The following is a 19,759-nucleotide window of genomic DNA, read 5'->3' as shown; positions in this document are numbered from 1 at the left end:
CCTGCCCAATTGGGGGGCATTCTCCCCTGTCAGCCCCCCAATCCCAAGTTGTGTTGCTGCCGCCATCGCTCAAGCAGCAGGGGAGCCGCCGCCACACCGACGTTGAGGGACTCCACGGCCGGGCTGTGGGGAATGGTGACGCGATGGCTGGCCAGGGCCGCGAGCTCAGGATGCAGGCCAGCCCCTTCATTGCCCAGAAGCAGCACCGTCGGGCGGGTCCAATCCAGCTCCCAGTAGGGGATGGCCCGATCTGGATCCACCAACGTGGCCACCAGCTGGTGTCCCGCGGCGGCCGCCTCAGCCAGGCGCGCGACCAGTCCCGTTCGACCGGGATCACGCCAGTGCGGCAAGGCCAGGGCCGCCCCCGCTGAAGCCCGCAGCACCTTCGGCTGGCAGGGGTCAGCGCCGCCCCCGAGCCAGAGATCGTTGACCCCTGCCGCCAGGGCCGTGCGCATCAAGGTGCCGAGGTTGCCGGGATCCTGCAGTTGATCCAAAGCCAGCACAAAGGCTCCGATTCCTTGCGCCTTCGGCAAGGCCTCCCGCTTGAACGTCGCCACCACCCCATCAGGGGTTTCAGTCGTGGCGACAGCGGCCAGAACGGTTTCCCCGACGGGCTGGAGACGCTCCTTCAGGCCCCCCAAAAGGGACCCATGGCGCTCCAGCCAAGCCGGGGTCGCCAGGAGCTGCTCGGGCGAGAGCCCCAACCGCAGCAGCTCCTGGAGCTGGTGGGTTCCCTCAAGCAGGAGCAGGCCCTGTTCGCGGCGTCCCTTGGACTGGTGCAGAGCACGCAACCGGCCAACCAGGGGATTGCGGCGGCTGGTGATCAGCTCCATCAGAAGGTTTCGTGGCGCCTCACGTGCAGGCCATCGCCCACAACGAGGCTTTTGTCGTCGAGGTCCAGGCCCCGCACCGCTGCCACCTCGCCCTTGAGACCCTCCGCCTGCAGATTTTTGATCAGCTCCTTGATCAGGACGTCTTCAATCGTCTTCTGGTCGAAGGCATCGGGCGTGAGGGCCTCAAGGAAGCGCCCCATCTTCGAGGCCATCACTTCCGGGGCATTGGAGATCTTCAGGACGAGCATCGACTCAAAAACAGAAGGAAGCGCTGAGTGGGCACCGACCCAAAGCTGGCAACAGCCGCCTGGATCAGCAATAAAAAAGCTCCTCCCCGAGGGGAGGAGCCTTCAGTGCGGATGGGGAGACTTGAACTCCCACGACATTGCTGCCACTAGTACCTGAAACTAGCGCGTCTACCAATTCCGCCACATCCGCAAGGTGTGGGGCGTCGCTCGGCGCGACCAGCGAAATGTACCCCATCAAGGGACCCGGCCTAGGGAGGGACGAGATCGGCCACAAACCAGGCCAGCAATGGCTTCGAGCCAGTTCGAATGCCGGCCGTCTTGCCGGTCTCATTCGTTGTTGTCAGGATAGGGCCCCTCAGGCGGGACGCCTTTAGCCATGACCGCGACTCTCGTCCCGTCTCAACAGATTCTCACGCCGCAACTGGAAATCGCTGGTGGTCGCCGACTTGCAGGCGAGCTCCGTGTCAGTGGCGCCAAGAATTCGGCCCTGGTCTTGATGGCCGCCAGCCTGCTCACCACCGAGCAGCTGCGCCTGCGCAACGTGCCTCCCCTCACCGACATCGGTGGGATGGCCGAGATCTTGGTCTCACTGGGTGTCGCCACCTCTCACCACGGCGACACCCTTGAAATGGATGGGTCTGGACTGAACCAGTCCGCTCCGCCCTACGAGCTGGTCAACAGCCTCCGGGCCAGCTTCTTCTGCATCGGCCCCCTGCTCGCCCGCACCGGCATCGCTCGGGTGCCCCTGCCAGGCGGCTGCCAGATCGGCACCCGCCCCGTGGTGGAGCACGTCAAAGGACTCAAAGCCCTCGGCGCCCAGGTCACGATTGAGCACGGCGTGGTCTCCGCCGTCGTCCCGGGCCGCAGCCACCGCCTTACCGGCGGACGGATTCACCTGGACTGCCCCAGCGTTGGTGCCACCGAGACCTTGATGATGGCCGCAGCCCTGGCCGAGGGCGAGACCGTCATTGAAAACGCGGCCCTTGAACCCGAGGTGGTGGACCTCGCAGGACTCCTCCTGGCCATGGGCGCCAAGGTGCGCGGCGCCGGCACCCCCACGATCACCATTGTTGGTGTCGAGCGTCTGCACGGCGCGGACTACGCCGTGATCCCTGATCGCATCGAAGCAGGAACCTTCCTGCTGGCCGCCGCCATCACCCGCTCCTGCCTCACCGTGGCACCGGTGGTCACCGATCACCTGGGCGCCGTGCTGACCAAGCTCGAAGAGGTGGGCTGCAAATTGGAGATTGATGGCACCAACGTGACCATCAGTGCTGACGCCATTCAGGGGGTAGACCTGCGCACCCAGCCCTTCCCGGGTTTCCCCACGGACCTGCAGGCACCGTTCATGAGCCTCTTGGCCACCGCCAACGGCAACAGCGTCGTCACGGAAAACATCTTCGAGAACCGGCTGCAGCACGTCGCCGAGCTCCAGCGCATGGGAGCCGCGATTCGCACCCAAGGCAACACCGCTTTCATCGAAGGGGTCCCTCGGCTCAGCGGAGCACCGGTGCAGGGCTCCGACCTGCGCGCTTCCGCCGCGATGGTCCTCGCCGGCCTGGCCGCTGAGGGCATCACCTCCGTCCAGGGCCTGGAGTACCTCGACCGCGGCTATGCCGATTTCGAGGGCAAGCTGAACGCGGTTGGCGCCTCGATCCGCCGACTCGGCTGACCCCTAAAGTCACCAACGCGGGAGCGTGCCGGAATTGGTAGACGGACTCGACTCAAAATCGAGCGCCTTCGGGCATGTGGGTTCAAGTCCCACCGCTCCTATTTCTCCCCCACCGACCACATCGCCGTCTGAGACGGCGGTGATGAACACCTACGGCCGTTTCCCCCTGGAGCTCGTCCGGGGACGCGGTGTCTGGGTCTGGGACAAGCAGGGCCGCCGCTACCTCGATGCGGTCGCCGGCATCGCCGTCTGCACCCTCGGTCACAGCAGCCGCGTGATGCGCAAGGCCCTGGAGCGCCAGCTGCGCAAACTGCAGCACGTCTCCAACCTGTATCGGATCCCCGAGCAGGAGCAACTGGCGGGCTGGATTCGAGATAACAGCTGCGCAGAGAGCGTCTTTTTCTGCAATTCCGGCGCCGAAGCCAACGAAGCGGCCATCAAGCTCGCCCGCAAGCACGGCCATCAGGTGCGGGGCATCGACACAAGCCACGAGCGGGGTCCGCTGATCCTCACGGCCCACGCCAGCTTCCACGGCCGCACCCTGGCGGCGGTCACCGCGACCGGTCAACCGAAGTACCACCAGGGCTTCGAGCCCATGGTCCAGGGCTTCCGCTACTTCCCCTACAACGACATCTCCGCCTTTGAGGCGTTGTTGCATCGCTGCGAAGCCGCAGGCCCCCGCGTCGCTGCGGTCCTGCTGGAGCCGCTTCAGGGTGAAGGGGGAGTGAACCCCGGAGATGTGGCCTTCTTCCAGCGGGTTCGTGATCTCTGCGATCAGTACAAGATCCTGCTGATCTTTGACGAGGTCCAGGTGGGTGTGGGGCGCACGGGCCGCCTCTGGGGCTACCAAAAACTGGGGGTTGAACCGGATGCCTTCACCCTGGCCAAGGGCCTCGGCGGTGGCTTCCCCATCGGCGCCCTCTGCGTCAAAGCCTCAGCAGATCAGCTCAAACCGGGCGAGCACGCCAGCACCTTCGGCGGCAACCCCATGGCCTGCCGCGCCGGCCTGACGGTGGCCTCCGAACTGCAGCGCCGAAACCTGCCGGCCCATGCCGAGCAGATGGGTGCGTTGCTGCAGAACCTCCTGTTGGAGCTGGTCCAACGGCATCCCCAACTGGTCAAGGGCGTGCGCGGCTGGGGACTGCTGCAGGGCCTGGTCCTGCAGGCAGGCGGTCCCAAGGCGATTGACGTCGTCAAGGCCGCGATGGACCAGGGTCTGCTGCTGGTTCCAGCCGGCACCGATGTGGTGCGTTTTGTTCCCCCCCTGACGATCCAACCGCGGCACCTGCGCTTGGCGGTCAAACGACTCGAGAAAGCCCTGCTGGCGTGTCCATCCCCGACCCCTTCAGCGAGCTAATTGCTCCCTTCAGCCGCCGGGGTGTGGACCTCGGGCTGAACCGCATTCAGGCGGCTCTCGCTGAACTCGACCATCCCGAAAGGCGCTTCAAAGCCGTTCAGGTGGCCGGGACCAATGGCAAGGGGTCCATCGCCACGATGATCGAGCGGATCGTCAGCGCCGCTGGGGTGCGCTGCGGGCTCTACACCTCCCCCCACCTGCTGAGTTGGTGTGAGCGCATCCGCCTGCCCGAGGGCCCCATTGGCGAAGAGGCTCTCAAAACACTGCTGCAACGGCTGCAACCGCTGGCCCTGCGCCATGACCTAACCCCCTTTGAACTGATCACCGTGGCGGCCTTTGTGGCCTTTGCTGACGCGGAGGTGGAGCTGGCCGTCCTCGAGGTGGGGCTCGGGGGGCGACTCGATGCGACCACAGTCCACCCCCAGCGGGACGTTTTGGCCTTCGCAGCCATCGGACTGGATCACGTCGAACACCTCGGCCCCACCCTCGAGGCGATCGCCCAGGAGAAGGCGGCGGTCATGGCGCCTTCGGCCATCGCCGTCAGCGGCCCCCAGGCCCCAGAGGTCCAGGCCGTACTGCAGGCGCAGGCCGAGGCACGCGCCTGCGAACTGCGCTGGAGAGAACCTGTCGCCAGCGAAGCCGATGGGGGACCCCGCTTGGGGCTCAGCGGCGCGCTGCAACGCAGCAATGCCGCCGTGGCGATCGCCGCCGCGGAGGCCCTCAGGGAGAAGGGGTTCGAGGTCACAGATGAGGCCATCCGCCGCGGCCTGCTGCAGGCCCGCTGGCCCGGCCGGCTTGAGCAGCGCCAGTTCCGCGGCCAGCCACTGCTGATCGATGGAGCCCACAACCCGCCTGCCGCGGCCGCCCTACGCCGGGAACTCCAGCCCGGTCAGCGGCGCTGGTTGATCGGGATGCAACGGCACAAGGACGCACCCGATCTGCTGCGCCATTTGCTGGAACCCGGTGATCGGGTCCGGGTCGTGCCCCTGCCGGAGCACAGCAGCTGGAGTGCCGCTGAACTGCATCAGCAGGTCCCGGGAATCGAGGACGGGCCCAGCGACCTGAGCGAGAACCTGGAGTGGCTGGTGCAATCGGAGCGCCTGCCGGTCGCCTGCGGCTCCCTGTATCTGGTGGCGGCCCTCCTGCCGCTGCTTGACCCGACAGACTGAAGTCCCGGCCCCACCACCGCCATGACCGTCACCCGTCTTTTCAGCTGGCTGTGGGCCGTGGTGATCCTGCTGGGTGCACCAGGCCTGACCCTGGCCCTCGACACCTCAGCCGGAGTCGGCCTCCAGGATCGAGCCCTGTTCCAGGACACCGTCGACTACACCCTCACCAACCAGAGCGGCAAGGACTTCTCCGGCCAACAACTGGCCAACACCTCCTTCGCCGGCGCCGTGGGTAAGGCCGCCAACTTCAGCGGCGCCGATCTCCATGGCGCGATCTTGACCCAAGGGGCCTTCCCCGACGCCAACTTCAACGGCGCCGACCTCTCGGATGTGCTGCTGGATCGCACCGACATGAGCGGCACGGACCTGCGCAATGCCGTCCTGGTTGGGGTCATCGCCTCCGGCAGCACCTTCACGGGTGCACAGGTGGAGAACGCCGACTTCACCGACGCCCTGCTCGATCGCGCCGATCAGCGCAACTTCTGCATCAGCGCCTCAGGCACCAACCCGACAACGGGCGCCAACACCCGCGCCAGCCTGGGCTGCTAGGTCCAGCCGCGCAACTTGCCTGGGTTCATCAACCCAGCTGGGTCATAGGCCCGCTTGGCATCCACCTGATCCGCATCCACCACCCCGAGGCCTCCGTCCTCCACGCTGATGACGTGGGGGTTGAACAGCATGCAGCCCAGATCACGGGCCTGGTCGATCAACTCCTGCAGGGCTTGCGCTCCCCGCCAACGCACCAGGGGAAGACAGGCGAAACGCTGACGGCCTTGGCTGCGAACCGCCTCCAGGTGCCACAGCAGATCCTCGCCCCAGCGCTCCCGCAGGGCCTCCAGTGCGGGCGCCTCCGGCTGCGGCAAGAGCAACTGCAGATAGGTCCAACCTGAATCCTGACTGCGCACATGCAGGGTCGTGTGGTTCCAGGTGAGCTCTCGCAAGGGAACGCCGCGGCTCTGCCCTTGGGGAGCGCTCCAACTCAACCGTCCCCCCAACTCCTTGATCCACGACTCCAGGACGGCCGTGGCATCCGGTGCCGCCAGGAGCAACAGACGATGGGCGCCGCCGCTGCCGTCCGGGCAGCCCTGGGGCCAGGGCAAGCGTGCGGCCACGGCGGCCTCCAGCACACACAGGGCTTTGAGTTCCAAGGCCGAGCCAGAGAGCTGCTGGGCCGCCGCCAGGGCAGCAGACCAATCCTCAAAATCGAGCACCCACTGTCGCCAGGCCACCGCCGGCGCCGACGCCATGGTCAAGGCCGTGAAGATTCCATTGGTGCCATAGGCGTGGTTCAGGGGACGGGCGGCGCTTGCATCGAGCTGCAGCAGCCGTGGCTGCGCCTCAAGCGTCACCATCTCCACCCCAAGCAGGTGCCCGGGATCCCGCAAAAATCCCCAGCGCAGCGAACCAATTCCGCCGGATCCCCCCGCCACATAGCCGCCGAGACTGGCGGTGCGCACGGTGCTCGGCAACAGCCGTTGCTCCCGCCCATGGGCGAGCAACTGGCGATCCAGCTCCGCCAAGACAATCCCGGGTTCCGCCGTAAACACCCCGGAACTGGGATCCACCTGCCGCAGGCGGTTCAGGCCGCTGGTCTCCAGCAGCAGGCCACCGGCCAAGGGGATGCACTGGCCATAGTTCCCCGTCGCCGCACCCCGCACCGTCAGGCTGACGCCGTGGCGGCAGCAGGCTGCGGCCACCTGCTGCACCTCCTCGGGGGCCTGCACCCGCACCCCGATTTGGGCGCGCAGACCACAGAGCAGCGGTTGCAGCACCGGCGAATAGACGAACCCATCGGCCGCCAGGCTCTCCAGCTCACCGGCACTGCGCAGCAGCGGCAATCCAGCCGCCCGCAGATCCGCCGCCAAGGCCTCCAGCTGAGCGGCGCTGGCGGGATCTGGGAGCCCCTGGGGCAGGGAGCCTGGGAGATCGGGGGTGCTCTGCATCAGCCCAAATTGGCAAGCCGAGGATCGGGATGGGCCTGATCCGGCGGCGGCAGCCAACGGCCCTGCCGAAGAACACGGCGCTGGGGGGAATGGGCCAGCAGTTCCGACCAACTCCCGGAACTGGTCAACAGCAGATCCGCGGGTCCGCCCACCCTCAGCACCCCGTCCCAATCCAGGCCGAGCAGGCGGGCGGGGGTCGTCGTGAACGGCATCAGTCCCTGACGTTCCCAAGGGGGGGTGTGGGTGGCGCGGAAGCTCAGCCGCAGCAAATCCAACGGATCAAAGTCCCCACCGGGGTACCAGGGGTCTTGGACGTTGTCGGCCCCCAGGGCCACCGCGACCCCCTCCTGCTGCAATAGCCGCAGGGGGGCCAGGGGACGGAAGCCGGAACTCACGCTCTGCTCGCGCCCCAACAACCAGAAATTGGTGGTGGGCAAGGCCACAACCGCCACTCCCAAGCGCTGCAACCGCCGGGCCAAGGGCCGGGCCTGGGCTGCACTCAAGAGCCCCATGCTGCTGGCGTGACTGCAGGTGATCGGCACCCCAGGGTGGAAGCGCTCGAGCCTCTGCACCAGCAGTTGCACTCCGGCGGCGGGGGCCTCGGAGGACTCATCGATGTGCAGATCAATGCCACACCCCAACCTGCCGGCCAAGCGCAGCAGCTGGTCCAGTTCCGCCCCATCGCAGCCACTGCTGGGGAAGGGAGGTCCCAAAACCCCACCCAGGAGACCACCCGCAGCCGCCACCCGCTTGGCTAACGCCAAGCCCTCACTCGAGCCCCAGTGGGCCAGGGGAGCCAAGGCCACCAGCTGCAACTGGACCCGCTCCTGCCAGCGCTGCTGCAACTGCAGCAGCGCATCCCAGCTGGGGCGCGAACAGGGGCCACCGCTGTCGATATGGCTGCGCAGGCCCCGCAGGCCGTAGCGCCAGGCTTGATCCAGGGCCCGCTCACCCCGCTCCAGCACCTGCTGGGCACTGCGCTCTTGTCCCTCTACAAGGTTCAGCTCCAGGGCCGCCTGCATCCGGCCGCTGTAGTTAGGAAAACCTGGCCAGCTGAAGGCCTTGTCGAGATGGACATGGGGATCCACCAAGGGGGTCAGCGCCAACGGCAACCCGCTCTGCCGGCAGGGTTGGATCGAGCGGAGCTGAGTGCCCTGCCACGCCAACTCAACCGGGAGCAATCCCTGGGCATCGCCGCAGGGCAAGTCCCTGCGCTCGGGATCAAGCAGGGCCCGCGGCACCAAACACTGCAGCCGCTGCTCGATGCCTGACTCCATCTCCAAGGCGATCAACGCTGCGCCAAACCCTGCGCCGCTTGTTCTGAACTCTGAATCACCAGCAGCTGACCCGCGCCAGCCAGGGTCACGGCCCGGTAGCGGGGGATCGTGAAGCCGGGCAATAGGGTCTGACCACCCAGTTCAGTGGTGTAGACGCTGAACAGACCGGCGTTGTAGCGGCGGCTGGAGGCGGCCGCCAACTGACCCAGCACCTTGCGCTGACTGGCCACCAGCTGGGGGCAGTCCTGAATCACCAATCGTGCCAGGAGCGGTAGGGATCCAGGGGCGCAGAGCTCCCTGGAGGCGGCCCGCACCAACTGATCGCCGGCAAAGGCCTCGAAGTCCTCTGTCCCGGGGTTGGTCACGGCCAACGCCAGGAGGCCGACACCGGCTGCCGCCACCCAAGTCCAGCGACCATCACCCGTGGAGGCAGTCATCGATCGAGAGCCGTTGCATTGGTAGGATCGGCGCGCCCTGGCGGGCGTAGCCAAGTGGTTAAGGCACCGGGTTGTGGTCCCGGCATTCGGGGGTTCAAGTCCCCTCGCTCGCCCCTTCCAGAATCCCCTGATTCTCTCTGAGGATCAGGGGATTCGCCCTATTTGGAGCAAATCGCAGCCTCCAGCAAGGCTGCCAACAAAGAAGAGGCTCCATGGCGAACGGGATCCCAGACGGGAAGACCCGTCTGCGCCTGCAAAGCCGAGCGTTCCTGCTCGGCCTGCTCCTCCGTCAGCAGGGCGGTGTTGAGGCAGATCGCCCGCACCTTGGGACGCGCGCCATCGGGGCGCGCCAGGGCGGCCAGGGCCTCGTTGGCCGCAATCACCTCAGGCACAGGCGGTATCGCCACCAAAGCCGCCCCCGGCCGCGTGCGCACATGGGTCTGCCCCGCCCGGTGCACCAGCAAGAGGGCCGTCGGCTGACTGCCCCGAATCAAGGGCAAAGTCGCCGTCGAGCCGGGATGACAGAGGGAGCCCTGCCCCTCCACCAGCACCAAGGTCTCAGCCGTGGCTCCATCGGCCGCCTTCAGCACCGCCGCTTCCACCGCGCCGGCGGCGTAGTCGACGCGCACCGCATCCAAGGCCACGCCCTGGCCACTGATCAAAATCCCCGCCTGACCAGTGCCGACAAAGCGCACGTCATGGCCCTGCTGCTGGCCGCAGCGCTGCAACTCCAAGCAGGCGCTCATCTTGCCCACGGCCATGTCGGAGCCGACCGCCAGCACCCGCCGGCCCGGCAGGGCAGCGCACCGGGCGGTGGCCACCTCCAAATCCGCCGGCTCATGGCGTAGGTCCCAGATCCACTGGCCTGCCGCCAAGGGAATCGCCGCGAACTCCGGGTCATCCGCCAGGCGGCTGTGCAAACCACTGGCGAGGCTCAATCCCGCCCGCAGGGCCTGCACAACATCAGCCCGCATCTCCAGCGGTAGGCGGCCGCCGGAGGGCGCCAAGCCCACCACCGCCACCTCGGGTCCATAGGGCAGCGCCGCCTCCAGATTCGCCAACACCGGGACGGGGCGCTGAATCCCGGTCACCGCTTCGAGAGACTCACCGGCGTGGGCCGGGTCCACCACTGCCACGATTGGGCCAGAGCGGTAGCGCAACATCGCCAGGCCGGTCTTGCCCGAGAGGTTGTCCAGCCCGCCGTGCTGCAGCAGCACCACAGGACGCTCAGCAGAAAGCATCAGCCCACCTCCTGGACACCCAGGCCGGGCCGGGCCGCCGGAAGCAGCCGGTCCCCATGGCGCTCGGGCCCCGAGAAGGGGTCATCCACCAAGTTGAGGTGGCTATCGAGATCCGGCCAATGCACCAGGGGCAGCAGCTGGGCTGCACCGCTGTTGAGCAATCCGCCATCGGAGTAGCAACCGAGCATCACCTTCAACCCCAAGCGATGGGCCGTGCGGGCCATCAGCCATCCCTCGCTGAGGCCGCCGCACTTCACCAACTTGATATTGATGCCATCGACATGGGGGGCCAGACGCAGGAGATCACCCAGATCCCAACAGCTCTCGTCGGCCACCAGGGGAATGGGCGCCAGGCCATGCAGCGCGGCAAAACCCGCCCGGTCGGCTTCCAGATCGAGCAGAGGCGGCAAGGGTTGCTCGACCAGCACCACGCCTTGATCGGCCAACCAGGGAATCATCTGGCGAGCGCCATCCAGCGTCCAACCGCCATTGGCATCGATCTGCAGTTCATCGCCTGGACGCAGGGCCGAGCGCACCCCCGCCACCAACTGACGGTCGTGGTCCAGGCCATCGGGGGATCCCAACTTCAACTTCACCCGCGTGGCGGGCAGCTGCTGCCGCCAACGCTCCAGCCGCGCCAAAACCGACTCCAAGGCGCCCAATCCCAGGGTGACGCTGGTGGCGACGCAGGCCGCCGGATCCAGGCCCCAAAGCCGATGCAACGGTTGCCCCAGACGCTGCCCCCACCAGTCGTGTAGGGCCAAATCCAAGCCACAGCGGGCCGGGGGGCTGAGGTCCTTGAAAAGGTGCTCCAGGGCCTGCAGGGGCTGGGGCTCCAGGGAGTCCAACTGGGGAGCCAGGGCCTCGAGTTCCGCGGCAACCGCGCCGGTCTCGTAGTGCCGGTGGCCCGTATCAAAGCCACCGGTCTCGCCCCGGCCCGTGATGCCGTCATGGTCCAGTTCCAGCAGCAGGTGCTCGACAGCGGCGGTCGTGCCGCGGCTGATGGCCAAGGGCACCGCTTTGCTGAGGCGAAAACGGCTCAGACGGAGGCGCATCGAAGGACAGCTGCCCCTTCAAGCTGGCACGGATCGCACCCCCGCGCCGCCCATACCGGAAACTGGTGGCATGACGGCGACACAACTGAGCGCTCCCCAGTCCACGACGGGACGCGGCAGCTACTGGATCACCACCTTCGGCTGCCAAATGAACAAGGCGGATTCCGAGCGCATGGCCGGGATCCTCGAATCGATGGGCTACAGCGAAGCCACGGCTGAACTCGAGGCCGATCTGGTCCTCTACAACACCTGCACGATCCGCGATAACGCCGAACAGAAGGTCTACAGCTACCTAGGTCGCCAGGCCCAGCGCAAACGCGTCAACCCCAACCTGACCCTGGTGGTGGCCGGCTGCGTTGCCCAACAGGAGGGGGAATCGCTGCTGCGCCGCGTGCCGGAACTGGACTTGGTGATGGGGCCGCAGCACGCCAATCGCCTCGATGTCCTGCTCAGCCAGGTTGAGCAGGGCCAACAGGTGGTGGCCACCGAGGAGCACCACATCCTTGAGGACATCACCACCGCCCGCCGCGACAGCAGCATCTGCGGCTGGGTAAATGTGATCTACGGCTGCAACGAGCGCTGCACCTACTGCGTCGTGCCCTCGGTGCGCGGCAAAGAGCAGTCGCGCCTGCCTGAGGCCATCAAGCTGGAGATGGAGGGTCTGGCCGCCCAGGGCTTTAAAGAGATCACCCTGCTCGGGCAAAACATCGATGCCTATGGCCGCGATCTGCCTGGCATCACGCCGGAGGGGCGCCGTCAGCACACCCTCACGGATCTGCTGCAGTTTGTCCACGACGTCGAGGGCATCGAGCGGATTCGCTTCGCCACCAGCCACCCCCGTTATTTCACCGAGCGCCTGATCGACGCCTGCGCAGATCTCCCCAAGGTCTGTGAGCACTTCCACGTCCCCTTCCAAAGCGGAGACGACGACGTGCTCAAGGCCATGGCCCGGGGCTACACGATTGATCGCTACCGCCGGATCATCGACCGCATCCGCGATCGCATGCCCGACGCCTCGATCAGCGCCGATGTGATCGTGGCCTTCCCCGGTGAGACCGATGCGCAGTACCGGCGCACCCTCGATCTGATCGACGAGATCGGCTTCGACCAGGTCAACACCGCCGCCTACTCACCCCGCCCCAACACCCCGGCGGCCGACTGGCCCAACCAGTTGAGCGAAGAGGTGAAAGTGCAACGGCTCCAGGAGATCAACGCCCTGGTGGAGCGCAAGGCCAAGGAGCGCAGCGCGCGCTACGCCGGCCGCACCGAGCAGGTCCTCGTTGAGGGGGTGAATCCCAAACAGGCGGACCAGGTGATGGGGCGAACCCGCACGAACCGCCTGACCTTCTTCCCCGCCGCCCGCGCCTCTGGAGGCCAGTGGCAAGCCGGCGATCTGGTGGAGGTTCGTATCGAGGAGGTCCGGGCGTTCTCCCTCAGCGGAATCGCCCTGTCCTGACGCTGGCTAAGGGCGGAATCACTGATACGTTTGGCCCCTGATCTGACGCCCCTATGAGCTCCGAAACCATCAATTTGGGTTTGGTGTTTGGGGGTGTCTCGGGCGAGCACGCCGTCTCGATTCGCTCGGCCAACACCGTCGCCGCGGCCCTGCGCTCCGGGGCCAACGCCCAGCGCTATCGGCTCGACTGTTTCTACATCGACCAATGGGGCCATTGGTGGCCGCCGGCGGTGGCCGATGCGGTGCTGGCCAAGGGCACACCAGCCGAACGCAGTGAACTGCCCGCCGCACCCCTGCGGCCTGGTTTTCAAGGCTTTCCAGAAGGGGCCCTGGACGTTGAACTCTGGGTCCCTGTGCTCCACGGGCCCAACGGAGAAGACGGGACGATCCAAGGGCTCTTCAGCCTGATGCAGGTGCCCTTTGTGGGCTCGGGGGTCCTGGGCTCGGCCGTCGGCATGGACAAACAGGCGATGAAGGCGGCCTTCGCTGCGGCGGGACTGCCCCAGGTGCCCTATGCCTGCGTCGATGCCCAGGAGCTCGAGGAGCAACCGGAGGCGCTGGTTCAGCAGCTGGAAGCGCAGCTCGGTTATCCCTGCTTCATCAAGCCCGCCAACCTTGGCTCATCCGTTGGCATCAGCAAAGCGAGCAACCGCGCTGAGCTCATGCAAGGCCTTGCCCTGGCGGCCCAGCACGATCCCCGCATGGTGGTGGAGCAGGGCATCCAAGCCCGGGAACTGGAGTGCGCGGTCCTTGGGGGGCAGCAGATGCGCGCCTCAGTGCTCGGCGAGATCTGTTTTGACGCCGACTGGTACGACTACGACACCAAATACAGCGACGGCAAAAGCCACACGGTGATTCCTGCGGAGGTGCCCGAGGCCCTCAGCGAGCGGGCCCGAACGATGGCCATCGCCGCCTGCCGGGCGGTCGGCGCCTCCGGATTGGCCCGGGTGGACTTCTTCTATGAGCAGGCCAGTGGCGCCCTTTGGCTGAACGAAATCAACACCCTGCCGGGCTTCACCAGCCAGAGCATGTACCCGATGCTCTGGGCCAAAACAGGGTTACCGCTTGAAGAGTTGGTGCACGAATTGGTGCAACTGGCGCAAGAATCGGCGCAGCCCAGCCACTCCAGGAGGACCGAAGCGGCATGAGTCACGGTCTGATCTGGTTGCCTCTGTTGGTGATCTTTCCGTTGATCACCGCCCTCGGTTGGCTGGAGCGCCGCCGCCAAAATTTGTTTCGGGCCTGGGCTGAGGGTGCCGAGCTCTCCAAGCTGGACGACGGCGGCGGCGCTCGCTTGATTGACGGAACCATCGCCTGGTGCGTCTTCGAGTCGGGAAAGCTCAACGAGAAGGGCAGCTTTGAGGTCAAGGGTCTCGATCAGGTCGACCTCTTGGCCTTGGGTTCCGGGGAAGCGCCCCTGACCGAGGAAGCGCAGGGTGCCTGCCGACTGCGGCTGATGGGCGGTGGCCAGCAAGCGGATGTGCCCTTTGCCGATGCTGAGCGCGCACGCCGCTGGCGGGATCAGCTGATGTCCCGCTCCCGCTGCGAGTTGTGAGCGCAGCCTCCTCGCGCTCGAGCCAAGCCCTCGAGCGCAGACGCCAGCTCCGGCAGGAACGGCGGCAAGAGCGTTTGAAGCAGATCTGGCGCGTGACCGTGCTGGGCGGCAGTGCCGGGGCCCTGGGCTGGGGCCTCTTGCAACAGGGCTGGGTGGTGCGTGATCCAGACCAAATCGAAGTCCTTGGCAGCCGGCAGGTCAGTCGAGCCCAGGTGATCCGTGAGGGGGACCTTCAACTCCCGTTGCAACTGCTGACCTTGCAGCCCAAGCGATTGGCTCAACGCCTCTCGGCGGGCCTGCCTGTCGAGCAGGTCCAGGTCAACCGCCTGATGCTCCCCCCTCGGCTCCAGATCTCCCTGGTGGATCGAGAGGCCGTTGCCCAGGCCCAACGCCGAACCCGCAAGGGCTTTGAGATGGGCTACGTCGATCGCCTGGGGAACTGGATGACCCGCCGTCAGCAATCCGCTGGCGCCCCGGCGGCCGCACCAACGGTGATGGTGCTGGGCTGGCAGGAGCGTCTCCGCCCTTCACTCTCGCGGGTCCTAGCCGAGCGCGATGCCCTGGGCAGTCCGCTGCTGCAGGTGCGCTTTGAACCCAATGGCAGCCTCTGGCTCCGCACCGCGGCCCTGGGGGACATTCACCTCGGACCGACCGATGACAAGTTGGCCAAGCGCCTGGATGTCCTGCGCCACCTCTCCTCAGAGCTCCCCGGTCAAATCAAAAATCTGAAGCTGAAGTCCATTGACCTCAGCGATCCGGATCAACCCGAACTGGGCCTACCGGCCAAACCGGTGCCGAAGGCGGACAAAACACCCCCGCCCGCAGCGGACTGAAGCTCCGGAGCAAAAACCCGTAAACGGTGACAGGGCGTTGCGCTAAAGCCCTTTGCCGGCAAAGGTATGTCGATCTAGGCCTGTGATTGGCAGGAACAACGACATAATGCAGCGAAGCACCAACGGCACTGCACCGGCTATGGAGATCGCACCCGAGGGCCTCAGTGCCGTCACCAGCAATGGTTCTGCGGGGATCGTGCCTAGCCAGTCCGCTCGCATCGAGGTGATCGGCGTCGGCGGCGGCGGCAGCAATGCCGTTGGTCGCATGATCCTCTCGGATCTCGAGGGCGTTGGATACCGCGTACTCAATACAGATGCCCAGGCCCTGCTGCAGTCGGCAGCGAAACAGCGCGTTCAGCTCGGCCAAAAGCTGACCCGCGGCCTGGGGGCCGGCGGAAACCCTGCCATCGGCCAAAAAGCGGCTGAAGAATCCCGCACCGATCTGGCGCAGACCCTCCAGGGTGCAGACCTGGTCTTTATCGCCGCTGGCATGGGTGGTGGCACCGGCACCGGTGCCGCTCCGGTGGTGGCCGAAGTCGCCAAGGAATGCGGCGCCCTGACCGTGGGCATCGTCACCAAGCCCTTCGGCTTTGAAGGGCGCCGCCGCATGCGTCAGGCCGAGGAGGGCATTGCCCGCCTGTCCGAGCATGTGGACACCCTGATCGTGATCCCCAACGACCGGCTGCGGGAAGCCATTGCCGGTGCACCCCTGCAGGATGCCTTCCGCGCCGCCGATGACGTCCTGCGGATGGGCGTGAAGGGCATCACCGACATCATCACCAAGCCCGGCCTGGTGAACGTTGACTTCGCCGATGTGCGCTCGGTCATGAACGACGCGGGCACCGCCCTGCTTGGTCTGGGCGTCGGCTCCGGCCGTTCCCGCGCCAGCGAAGCCGCCCAGGCCGCCATCAACAGCCCGCTGTTGGAGTCCGCACGGATCGACGGCGCCAAGGGCTGCGTCATCAACATCAGCGGTGGCAAGGACATGACCCTTGAGGACATGACCACCGCCTCTGAGGTGATCTACGACGTGGTCGACCCCGAGGCCAACATCATTGTTGGTGCCGTGGTGGACGAGAAGCTGGAAGGCGAGATCCACGTGACGGTGATCGCCACGGGCTTCGAAGGCGGCGGTGCCTATCGCCCCGAGCGGCCCTTGAACAGCTTTGTGGCCGGCGACAGCGGCGAAGGCGATCTGCCTGGTGCAGCCATCCCCTCCTTCCTGCTCAACCGCCAAAACAACAACTGAGTTCTGGACTGAGAACCAGCAAAAAGGGGCCCCAGGGGCCCCTTTTTTATTGCCGTTGAAATGGGGTGACCCGGAGTCCACGCCTGCCAAGAGCATCCCGTGTGGCTGCTCCCTTCCGGTCCTGACCAGATTTGGGCGTCCGGGCCGCATGGGTCCGAGTCGGTCGGATGCTAGCAATGAGCCCCCGTCCATGAGGTGATCGCCGGGTGCGACCTGCTGATCTACTCACCTGCAAGCAGGAGGGCCGGCCCATCGCCGTGCTCACCGCCTGGGATGCCCTCTCAGCGGCCCTCGTGGAAGAGGCCGGGGCGGACGCCATCTTGGTGGGCGACTCTCTGGCGATGGTGGTCCTCGGCCATGCCACCACCCTCCCGGTGACCCTGGAGGAGATGGTGATGCACACCCGGGCCGTGGGCCGCGGGCTGCAGCGCCCCGCCAACCAGCAGCCGCTGATCATCACGGATCTGCCCTTCCTCAGTTACCAGTGCGGCCTCGATCAGGCCGTGGCCGCAGCAGGACAGGTGCTCAAGAACAGCCCCGCTGCCGCCGTCAAACTCGAAGGCGGGGAACCGGAAACCCTGGCCGTTGTCGATCGGCTCGTGCGCTCCGGCATCCCGGTAATGGGACATCTGGGGCTCACCCCCCAGTCGGTCCATCGCCTGGGCTACCGCCGCCAGGCCAAGGACCCCATCAGCCAAGAGCGCCTCAAGCGCTCAGCCCGCGATCTGCAGGCCGCCGGCTGCTTCGCGCTGGTGCTCGAACATGTGCCCGCCGAGTTAGCAGGCGCCCTCAGCCAAGAGCTCCAGATCCCCGTCATTGGTATTGGCGCCGGTGAGGAGTGCGACGGCCAGGTGCGGGTGACCGCCGACCTCCTGGGGCTCACCGCCAAACAACCACCGTTCTGCCCGCCCCTGCTGCAGGGCCGCGAGCTCTGTGTGGACGCCCTCAGGGGCTGGGTGGGGGGCCTTCAGCCTGCTCCTCCCACCACTCCAACCACTCCCGCAGCACCGCATTACTCAGAGCCAAGCCCTCGGGATCACTGAGCCGCCAGCGCTGGCCTTCCCGGCGGAGCAGACCACGCTCCAAATAGGGCTGCCAGCGCTGCATCAGTCCCGCCGGATCGAGCCCGGCCAGAAGCGGCGTGAGCAGGACACCCTCACGCCGGCGCAAACCGACCATCACCCGCTCATCGTTGGGCATGGGCTGGGGAGGCCCAAGCTCGCCAGGGGCCTTTTGCAGCCAAGCGGCGTAACCCTCACGGGTGCGGGGGTGCGGCTGCCGCACCCCCCAGGGGGCAGCCGTCGCCCCCATGCCGAAGCCCCACCAGCCCGCACCGCTCCAGTAGACGCGGTTGTGGCGCGAGGCATGGCCCGGCAGGGCGTAGTTCGAGATCTCGTAGTGGCCAAAGCCAGCCGCCGCCAAGGTGCCGGCGGTCAGCTCCATCAAATCGGCGGAGAGGTCCTCCTCAGGCAGCTGCAATTCACCGCTGGACTCCAGCCGCTCAAACACCGTGCCGGGCTCCACGATCAAGTCGTAGACCGAGAGATGGGGGGGCTCCAGCGCGAGGGCCTGCTGCAGCTGCGCCCGCCAGTGATCGACCGTCGCCCCCGGCAGGCTCTGAATCAGATCCAGGCTCCAACTGCTCAGTTCCCCCTGGACGCGCGCCTGCTGAAGCCAGGCGGCTGCCTCGAGGAGGTCCCTGCGGCGATGCCTGCGCCCCAGACGCTCGAGAACGTCGTCATCAAAACTCTGACCGCCCAGGCTGACCCTGTTGACCCCTGCCTTGAGATAGCCCTGCAGGCGCGTCTGATCAAAACTGGCGGGGTCCAGCTCCAGGCTGATCTCCGCCCCCGCCGCGAAGCCATAGCGCCTCTTCAAGCTCCGCAGCACACGCTGCAGCTGCTCGGCCGTCAGCATTGAGGGAGTGCCGCCCCCGACATAGATGGTGGAGAGGGGCGGTCCAGCCGGCGAGGCCTCAATCTCCCCGCAGAGCAGATCCAGGTAGGACTCGATCGAGCGACTGCCGGATTGCCCGGGGGCCCCACCGGCTCGATCCCCCAGGGGCACCACCGGGAAGTCGCAATAGAAGCAACGGCGATGGCAAAACGGAATGTGCAGGTAGGCGCTGCGCGGGAGAGGCCGGTTACCTCCCTGGGCCAAACCCGCCGCAATAGGGCATGCTGCTTCCGAGCGACTGGCAGCCACAGCACCCGCCATGGTGGACACACTCATCCTGGTGCTGTTCGTGATCTCCGGAGCCGCCGCGGGCTGGCTCGGGGTCGATCTGCTGCCGGAGCAACAGTTAATCCGCATCCAGAACCTGGAGCAGCTGAGCTGGATCCTGGGGGGTGGCGGCGCCTTAGCGGGCCTCTTCGCGGGCTTTGTCTTCCAGCGCCTACGGCGCCGGCTGATGGAGCAGGTGCGCACCATGCCCACCGATCTGCTGGTGAGCCGGGCCGTGGGTCTGATCCTGGGCCTGCTGGTGGCCAACCTGCTGATCTCCCCCATCCTGTTCCTCTCCCTGCCTTGGGAGCTGGTGCTGGTGAAGCCGCTGGCGGCCATTGCCGCCAACGTCTTCTTTGGCGTCTCGGGCTACAACCTCGCCGAGGTCCATGGCCGCACCCTGCTGCGCCTGTTCAACCCCAACAGCACCGAAGCCCTGCTGGTGGCCGATGGGGTGCTGATGCCCGCCAGCGCCAAGATCCTCGACACGAGCGTGATCATCGATGGCCGCATCCGCGGCCTGCTCGATTCGGGACTTTTGGAAGGTCAGGTCATCGTGGCCCAGGCGGTGATTGATGAGCTTCAGGCCCTGGCCGACTCCTCCAACACCGAGAAACGGGGCAAGGGACGCCGCGGCCTCAAGCTGCTGAGCAACCTGAGAGAGCGCTACGGGCGTCGCCTGGTGGTCAACACCACCCGCTACGAGGGCAACGGCGTCGACGACAAGCTGCTGAAGCTGACCGCCGACACCGGCGGCACCCTGCTGACGGCCGACTACAACCTCGCCAAGGTCGGCGAGGTGCAGGAGCTGAAGGTGATGAACCTCAGCGAACTGGTCATCGCCCTGCGACCTGAGGTGCAGCCGGGCGATGAACTCAGCATCAAGGTCGTGCGCGATGGCAAGGAATCCCACCAGGGGGTGGGCTACCTGGAGGACGGGACGATGGTGGTGGTCGATGGCGGCCACGGCCTCAGCGGCGAGCGCCTGCAGGTCACCGTCACCGGCGCGCTGCAGACCCCGACCGGCCGGATGGTCTTCGCCAAGCGCGATGGCTGGGAGGGAACCGAGAGCGCAGGCCCCACTCCCCCGAAGGGAAGCGGTAGCAATGCACGCAATCGCAGCAAGGCCAGCGGGAAACGCGGCGGCAAAGGCGATCAGGACCCCGCCAACCCCCGCTAGGCTCCGGCTTCATGCCAGCAGTGGATCCGCG

At 66.6% G+C, this 19,759-nt stretch carries 19 protein-coding genes, 3 tRNA genes and 1 other RNA gene; 13 read left to right on the top strand and 10 right to left on the bottom strand.

From position 1 onward, the window contains the following. Positions 1-29: 29 nt before the first annotated feature. The 3 genes from ACXIQ9_RS08475 to ACXIQ9_RS08465 all read right to left on the bottom strand — a co-directional run bounded on the left by ACXIQ9_RS08475 (position 30) and on the right by ACXIQ9_RS08465 (position 1,271). Positions 30-833 carry a TrmH family RNA methyltransferase gene (locus tag ACXIQ9_RS08475; RefSeq protein ID WP_459016370.1) on the bottom strand — a complete coding sequence of 268 codons (804 nt, stop codon included), beginning with the start codon at positions 831-833 and terminating at the stop codon, positions 30-32. Next, entirely contained in the window at positions 833-1,081 is a 249-nt protein-coding gene (locus ACXIQ9_RS08470; RefSeq protein WP_010318105.1) for a hypothetical protein, read from the bottom strand. Before ACXIQ9_RS08470 ends, ACXIQ9_RS08475 begins: the two co-directional genes overlap by 1 nt. A 106-nt stretch (positions 1,082-1,187) precedes the next feature. Continuing rightward, positions 1,188-1,271 (bottom strand) — tRNA-Leu (locus ACXIQ9_RS08465). 186 nt (positions 1,272-1,457) lie between these two features. On the opposite strand from ACXIQ9_RS08465, the gene murA reads away from it, so the two are divergent. The 5 genes from murA (at position 1,458) to ACXIQ9_RS08440 (ending at position 5,828) form a co-directional block, all read left to right on the top strand. Continuing rightward, positions 1,458-2,753, top strand: a complete 1,296-nt coding sequence (gene murA / locus ACXIQ9_RS08460; RefSeq protein ID WP_010318106.1) for a UDP-N-acetylglucosamine 1-carboxyvinyltransferase — start codon at positions 1,458-1,460, stop codon at positions 2,751-2,753. Between the two features lie 19 nt (positions 2,754-2,772). Beyond that, positions 2,773-2,854: transfer RNA gene (locus tag ACXIQ9_RS08455), tRNA-Leu, on the top strand. A 41-nt stretch (positions 2,855-2,895) separates the two neighbouring features. Beyond that, on the top strand, positions 2,896-4,110 hold the full coding sequence (locus ACXIQ9_RS08450) for an aspartate aminotransferase family protein (protein WP_010318107.1): 1,215 nt from the start codon (positions 2,896-2,898) through the stop codon (positions 4,108-4,110). Beyond that, entirely contained in the window at positions 4,080-5,279 is a 1,200-nt protein-coding gene (locus ACXIQ9_RS08445; RefSeq protein ID WP_459016369.1) for a bifunctional folylpolyglutamate synthase/dihydrofolate synthase, read from the top strand. Before ACXIQ9_RS08450 ends, ACXIQ9_RS08445 begins: the two co-directional genes overlap by 31 nt. Positions 5,280-5,300: 21 nt before the next feature. Continuing rightward, complete coding sequence (locus tag ACXIQ9_RS08440) at positions 5,301-5,828, top strand: pentapeptide repeat-containing protein (protein WP_459016368.1); 528 nt, start codon at positions 5,301-5,303, stop codon at positions 5,826-5,828. On the opposite strand, the gene ACXIQ9_RS08435 is transcribed toward ACXIQ9_RS08440, so the two are convergent. Genes ACXIQ9_RS08435 through ACXIQ9_RS08425 form a run of 3 tightly spaced genes read right to left on the bottom strand, consistent with a single transcriptional unit; the run spans position 5,825 to position 8,936 of the window. Continuing rightward, positions 5,825-7,222 (bottom strand): FAD-binding oxidoreductase, encoded by a 1,398-nt coding sequence (locus ACXIQ9_RS08435; RefSeq protein ID WP_459016367.1) that lies wholly within the window; start codon positions 7,220-7,222, stop codon positions 5,825-5,827. The two genes, ACXIQ9_RS08440 and ACXIQ9_RS08435, sit on opposite strands and share 4 nt — an antisense overlap. Next, a complete protein-coding gene (locus tag ACXIQ9_RS08430) occupies positions 7,222-8,499 on the bottom strand; it encodes an amidohydrolase family protein (protein WP_459016366.1) in 1,278 nt (425 codons plus the stop codon). Before ACXIQ9_RS08430 ends, ACXIQ9_RS08435 begins: the two co-directional genes overlap by 1 nt. An 11-nt stretch (positions 8,500-8,510) precedes the next feature. Beyond that, positions 8,511-8,936: a DUF4359 domain-containing protein gene (locus ACXIQ9_RS08425; RefSeq protein ID WP_459016365.1), complete on the bottom strand. Its 426-nt coding sequence runs from the start codon at positions 8,934-8,936 to the stop codon at positions 8,511-8,513. Positions 8,937-8,976: 40 nt separating this feature from the next. Between ACXIQ9_RS08425 and ACXIQ9_RS08420 the strand changes: the two genes are divergently transcribed. Further along, positions 8,977-9,049, top strand: a tRNA-His gene (locus ACXIQ9_RS08420). Positions 9,050-9,094: 45 nt separating this feature from the next. Here ACXIQ9_RS08420 and ACXIQ9_RS08415 read toward each other — a convergent pair. Together ACXIQ9_RS08415 and ACXIQ9_RS08410 are read right to left on the bottom strand one after the other, a co-directional pair. Next, on the bottom strand, positions 9,095-10,177 hold the full coding sequence (locus ACXIQ9_RS08415; RefSeq protein ID WP_459016364.1) for a DUF1611 domain-containing protein: 1,083 nt from the start codon (positions 10,175-10,177) through the stop codon (positions 9,095-9,097). Further along, complete coding sequence (locus tag ACXIQ9_RS08410) at positions 10,177-11,232, bottom strand: dipeptide epimerase (RefSeq protein WP_459016363.1); 1,056 nt, start codon at positions 11,230-11,232, stop codon at positions 10,177-10,179. Before ACXIQ9_RS08410 ends, ACXIQ9_RS08415 begins: the two co-directional genes overlap by 1 nt. A gap of 70 nt (positions 11,233-11,302) precedes the next feature. Here ACXIQ9_RS08410 and miaB point away from each other — a divergent pair, with 70 nt between their 5' ends. The 5 genes from miaB (at position 11,303) to ftsZ (ending at position 16,325) form a co-directional block, all read left to right on the top strand. Continuing rightward, complete coding sequence (miaB, locus tag ACXIQ9_RS08405) at positions 11,303-12,688, top strand: tRNA (N6-isopentenyl adenosine(37)-C2)-methylthiotransferase MiaB (protein WP_296416328.1); 1,386 nt, start codon at positions 11,303-11,305, stop codon at positions 12,686-12,688. A gap of 53 nt (positions 12,689-12,741) precedes the next feature. After that, complete coding sequence (locus tag ACXIQ9_RS08400; RefSeq protein ID WP_424175164.1) at positions 12,742-13,836, top strand: D-alanine--D-alanine ligase family protein; 1,095 nt, start codon at positions 12,742-12,744, stop codon at positions 13,834-13,836. Continuing rightward, positions 13,833-14,243: a hypothetical protein gene (locus ACXIQ9_RS08395; RefSeq protein ID WP_010318124.1), complete on the top strand. Its 411-nt coding sequence runs from the start codon at positions 13,833-13,835 to the stop codon at positions 14,241-14,243. Before ACXIQ9_RS08400 ends, ACXIQ9_RS08395 begins: the two co-directional genes overlap by 4 nt. Beyond that, positions 14,240-15,076, top strand: a complete 837-nt coding sequence (locus tag ACXIQ9_RS08390; RefSeq protein ID WP_459016362.1) for a cell division protein FtsQ/DivIB — start codon at positions 14,240-14,242, stop codon at positions 15,074-15,076. Before ACXIQ9_RS08395 ends, ACXIQ9_RS08390 begins: the two co-directional genes overlap by 4 nt. Before the next feature lie 106 nt (positions 15,077-15,182). Then, positions 15,183-16,325 carry a cell division protein FtsZ gene (ftsZ, locus tag ACXIQ9_RS08385; protein ID WP_029626421.1) on the top strand — a complete coding sequence of 381 codons (1,143 nt, stop codon included), beginning with the start codon at positions 15,183-15,185 and terminating at the stop codon, positions 16,323-16,325. Between the two features lie 64 nt (positions 16,326-16,389). Here the strand turns inward: ftsZ and ffs are convergent. After that, positions 16,390-16,486: signal recognition particle sRNA small type (ffs, locus tag ACXIQ9_RS08380), an RNA gene on the bottom strand. Positions 16,487-16,531: 45 nt separating this feature from the next. On the opposite strand from ffs, the gene panB reads away from it, so the two are divergent. Further along, on the top strand, positions 16,532-17,368 hold the full coding sequence (gene panB, locus ACXIQ9_RS08375) for a 3-methyl-2-oxobutanoate hydroxymethyltransferase (protein WP_459016361.1): 837 nt from the start codon (positions 16,532-16,534) through the stop codon (positions 17,366-17,368). Here panB and hemW read toward each other — a convergent pair. Then, on the bottom strand, positions 17,271-18,557 hold the full coding sequence (gene hemW, locus ACXIQ9_RS08370) for a radical SAM family heme chaperone HemW (protein ID WP_459016360.1): 1,287 nt from the start codon (positions 18,555-18,557) through the stop codon (positions 17,271-17,273). The two genes, panB and hemW, sit on opposite strands and share 98 nt — an antisense overlap. Here hemW and ACXIQ9_RS08365 point away from each other — a divergent pair. Further along, entirely contained in the window at positions 18,541-19,728 is a 1,188-nt protein-coding gene (locus ACXIQ9_RS08365) for a PIN/TRAM domain-containing protein (RefSeq protein ID WP_247479341.1), read from the top strand. The genes hemW and ACXIQ9_RS08365 overlap by 17 nt on opposite strands. Positions 19,729-19,759: the final 31 nt, after the last annotated feature.

It is taken from the genome of Synechococcus sp. LTW-G, assembly GCF_054459035.1.
The sequence above is the reverse complement of the archived record's forward strand: the minus strand, read 5'-3'. Positions and strand labels throughout refer to the sequence as shown.

Bases quoted from the DNA above. Each gene is read 5' to 3' on its own strand.
- ACXIQ9_RS08475 (WP_459016370.1), bottom strand. From the start codon at position 833: ATGGAGCTGATCACCAGCCGCCGCAATCCCCTGGTTGGCCGGTTGCGT.
- ACXIQ9_RS08470 (WP_010318105.1), bottom strand. From the start codon at position 1,081: ATGCTCGTCCTGAAGATCTCCAATGCCCCGGAAGTGATGGCCTCGAAG.
- murA (WP_010318106.1), top strand. From the start codon at position 1,458: ATGACCGCGACTCTCGTCCCGTCTCAACAGATTCTCACGCCGCAACTG.
- ACXIQ9_RS08450 (WP_010318107.1), top strand. From the start codon at position 2,896: ATGAACACCTACGGCCGTTTCCCCCTGGAGCTCGTCCGGGGACGCGGT.
- ACXIQ9_RS08440 (WP_459016368.1), top strand. From the start codon at position 5,301: ATGACCGTCACCCGTCTTTTCAGCTGGCTGTGGGCCGTGGTGATCCTG.
- ACXIQ9_RS08435 (WP_459016367.1), bottom strand. From the start codon at position 7,222: ATGCAGAGCACCCCCGATCTCCCAGGCTCCCTGCCCCAGGGGCTCCCA.
- ACXIQ9_RS08430 (WP_459016366.1), bottom strand. From the start codon at position 8,499: ATGGAGTCAGGCATCGAGCAGCGGCTGCAGTGTTTGGTGCCGCGGGCC.
- ACXIQ9_RS08425 (WP_459016365.1), bottom strand. From the start codon at position 8,936: ATGACTGCCTCCACGGGTGATGGTCGCTGGACTTGGGTGGCGGCAGCC.
- ACXIQ9_RS08415 (WP_459016364.1), bottom strand. From the start codon at position 10,177: ATGCTTTCTGCTGAGCGTCCTGTGGTGCTGCTGCAGCACGGCGGGCTG.
- ACXIQ9_RS08410 (WP_459016363.1), bottom strand. From the start codon at position 11,232: ATGCGCCTCCGTCTGAGCCGTTTTCGCCTCAGCAAAGCGGTGCCCTTG.
- miaB (WP_296416328.1), top strand. From the start codon at position 11,303: ATGACGGCGACACAACTGAGCGCTCCCCAGTCCACGACGGGACGCGGC.
- ACXIQ9_RS08400 (WP_424175164.1), top strand. From the start codon at position 12,742: ATGAGCTCCGAAACCATCAATTTGGGTTTGGTGTTTGGGGGTGTCTCG.
- ACXIQ9_RS08395 (WP_010318124.1), top strand. From the start codon at position 13,833: ATGAGTCACGGTCTGATCTGGTTGCCTCTGTTGGTGATCTTTCCGTTG.
- ftsZ (WP_029626421.1), top strand. From the start codon at position 15,183: ATGCAGCGAAGCACCAACGGCACTGCACCGGCTATGGAGATCGCACCC.
- ACXIQ9_RS08365 (WP_247479341.1), top strand. From the start codon at position 18,541: ATGGTGGACACACTCATCCTGGTGCTGTTCGTGATCTCCGGAGCCGCC.
- hemW (WP_459016360.1), bottom strand. From the start codon at position 18,557: ATGAGTGTGTCCACCATGGCGGGTGCTGTGGCTGCCAGTCGCTCGGAA.